The 2,935-nt window shown below is 74.4% G+C and carries 2 protein-coding genes; both read left to right on the top strand.

Annotated elements, in window-relative coordinates; all coding sequences use genetic code 11:
• On the top strand, positions 1–2,023 hold a 2,023-nt coding region (locus AC5LSR_RS04990; RefSeq protein ID WP_493468198.1), incomplete at its 5' end, for a LuxR C-terminal-related transcriptional regulator.
• A gap of 648 nt (positions 2,024–2,671) precedes the next feature.
• Positions 2,672–2,935: hypothetical protein (locus tag AC5LSR_RS04995; RefSeq protein ID WP_493468199.1), on the top strand; the 264-nt coding region annotated here is incomplete at its 3' end.

The raw sequence follows: 2,935 nt of genomic DNA on the forward strand, positions 1-2,935 counted from the left end.
TCCGGCTGGTACGCATCCGGCTGGCACCGACCCGACCGTGGCCGGGCCGGTCCCCACCCGCATCCTCGACATTCTTGAGGCCGCCGGCGTACTGCGCGCCGGCCGTTTCCGGCACGCCGCGGCGCGCGCCGCCGTGCTGGCCGACCTGGACGGCCCGGCCCGCACGACGCTGCACCGCCGCGCCGCCAGGCTGCTGTACAGCAGCGGCGCTCCGGCGGAGGACGTCGCGGTCCACCTCGTCGCGGCGGAGCACGCCGGTGAGCCCTGGGGGCTCGACGTCCTGTGCCGGGCCGCCATGACCGCCCTCGGCCGTGACGATGTGGGGCGCGCCCTGGAGTGCCTGCGGCTGGCCGGCCTGGCCTGCCAGGACGACGACCAGCGCGCGACGGTCGCGTTGCTGCGGGCCCGCGTCGAGTGGCGGATCAACCCCGGGGCGGCGCTGCGGCACGTGGAGCCGCTGGTCCCGGCGCTGCTCACCGGAGAGCTGTCGAGCCAGCACAGCATCCACCTGATCAAGCTTCTGCTGTGGCATGGCCGCGAGGACGACGCGACCACGGGCCTGCGGGGGCTGGAGGCACGGCGTGGCCGGCTCGACCCGCAGTCGCTGGCCGGCCTCGACCTCATCCGCGAGTACCTGCCGGCGAACCATCCGCCGCTGGCGGCCAGGCTCGCCGCGTTCGACGGCGCGGACGACCGGCGCCCGCAGACGGCCGGGCCGAGCGCGGCCACCGGTGCGGCTGCCAGCGTGGCCGCGTCCGTCACCGATGGTCCCCAGCTGCCGTCCGTGACGACGCTGACCGACGTCCTGCGTGCCGGTGCCAGCCGCGACACGGTCCGCACCGCCGAGTGGGTGCTGCAGGCCACCCCCCTCGACGACATGACCCTGGGCTCGCTGGAGTGGGCGCTGCTCGTGCTGGCCTACGCCGAACGCGCCGACATCGCCGCGCCCTGGTGCGACCAGTTCCTGCGCGAGGCCGCGCTACGGCGGGCGCCGACGTGGCAGGCGATGCTCTCGGGCATCCGCGCGGAGATCGCGGTGCATCAGGACGACGCGCCGGCGGCGCAGCGCCACGCCCGGGAAGCGCTGACGCTCATCCCCGCGTGGACGTGGGGGGTCGGTGTCGGCCGGCCACTATCAGCGCTGATCATGGCTTCGACGGTCACTGGCTGCAACATCGCTGACCAGGCCTGCGATCGTCCTCATGATCAGGCCGGCGGCCGCACCGCCGACCGCACCGGCAACCACATTGCCGACCACGCCGGCGACCACGCCGGCGACCAGGTCGCCGCGCCGATCCCGGACGCGATGTTCCAGACCCGTTTCGGCCTGCAGTACCTCTACGCGCGCGGCCAGCGGCGGCTGGCGTCCGGCCGGCTGCACGCCGCGCTCGACGACCTGCTGACCTGCGGGCATCTGATGACCGCCTGGGAGATCGACCTGCCGTCGTTCGTGCCGTGGCGAGTCGAGGCGGCGCTCACCCTGGCGCGCCTGGGCCGGGCCGCCGAGGGCCGGGCGCTCGCCGAGGAGCATCTGGCCCGTCCCGGCGCTGCCCGGGCGCGCGGGATGGGGCTGCGCGCGCTGGCCGCCACCCTGGAGCCTCGGGAGCGCCCCGCGGTGCTGCTGGCAGCCGTCGACATCCTCCAGGAACGCGGTGACCGGCTGCAGCTGGCCTATGCGCTGGCGGATCTCAGCGACGCCCACCGGCGCGCCGGCGAGCTGACCAAGGCTCGGATGATCACCCGTCGGGCCGTGCTGCTCGCGCAGGAGTGCGGCGCCGAGCCGCTGCGGCTGCGGCTGACCGACCGCGGCGGGGAGGACGCCTCCGGCTACGGCGGGGCTGTCGCGACGCTGTCGGCCGCCGAGCTGCAGGTCGCGATGCTCGCCGCCTCCGGCCGGACGAACCGGGAGATCGCCAAGAAGCTCTACATCACGGTCAGCACCGTTGAGCAGCACCTCACCCGCGCCTACCGCAAGCTGCGGGTCAGCGGCCGCGCGGACCTCCCGGTGATCCTGCACGCCTGAGCCGGCCGGGCCCGGACCGGGCAGACCGGGCCGGTCCGGGCCGGTCAGGCCGGCGGCGGCGCGGGTCTGCCAGGCAGGGGCAGGGGCAACGGTTCTCGCCATCCCGGCGACAACCTGATAACAGTACGGTGGCTGTCAGATGGCCGCCCGGTGGCCGGAAGCCCGGGGCGGGGGCCAGGCGGACCATCGGTGGCGGGCCGGACGGACTGCCAGCGGCTGGAATGAGGAGTAGCCTCAGCAGCACGCCCTGATTGTCAGGCGAAGAGCCTAGCCGAGCGCATCCGCTTGCGCCACGTCGGTGTTCCTCCCGCTCTCCCCGGACGGGAGCGACGACTGGCGTCCTGGTCGGGTTCTTCGATGGACCCATCATGACCGGCTCGTGGGTTGCACAGCAGGCAGGTGCCCCCGCGGTGTCCGTAGCTTCGGCGCGAAGGACACTATGACCATTAGTAGCATGGTGACCATTAGTAGCATGTGCGTGACTTATCGTAGCTCACATGTGCCCGCACGTGCGCCTGTCAGCCCGCGCGTGCCTGTCCCGGCCCGCGACGCCGTGAGCCCGGCGGTCCCGTCCGCGCCGGTCATGCCCTGGGGGGAAGCCCGGCGCACCCGGCCTCACGACGCTCCGTCGCTGTCGGAGGCACCGCGGTGACCGCGCGGCCACCAGCCGGCCGGGGCCCCGGCCCGGGCGCCATGGTCCCCCTGGACACCACGCTCCCGACAGACAGCATGGACATGGTGGACTGTGTCAGCCCGGACGGCGTCGACCCGCATACCTCCGGCACGGATGCCACCAGCCCGCATGGTGCCGGCCCGGACGGTCACCGCCCGGACAGCGCCGCTCTGACCGGTCCCGGTCTCGGTCCGGGCGGCGTCGGGCTGGACGCCGCGGGCTCGAACAGCGTCGGCTCG

Source organism: Protofrankia sp. CiP1_Cm_nod4 (assembly GCF_982290645.1).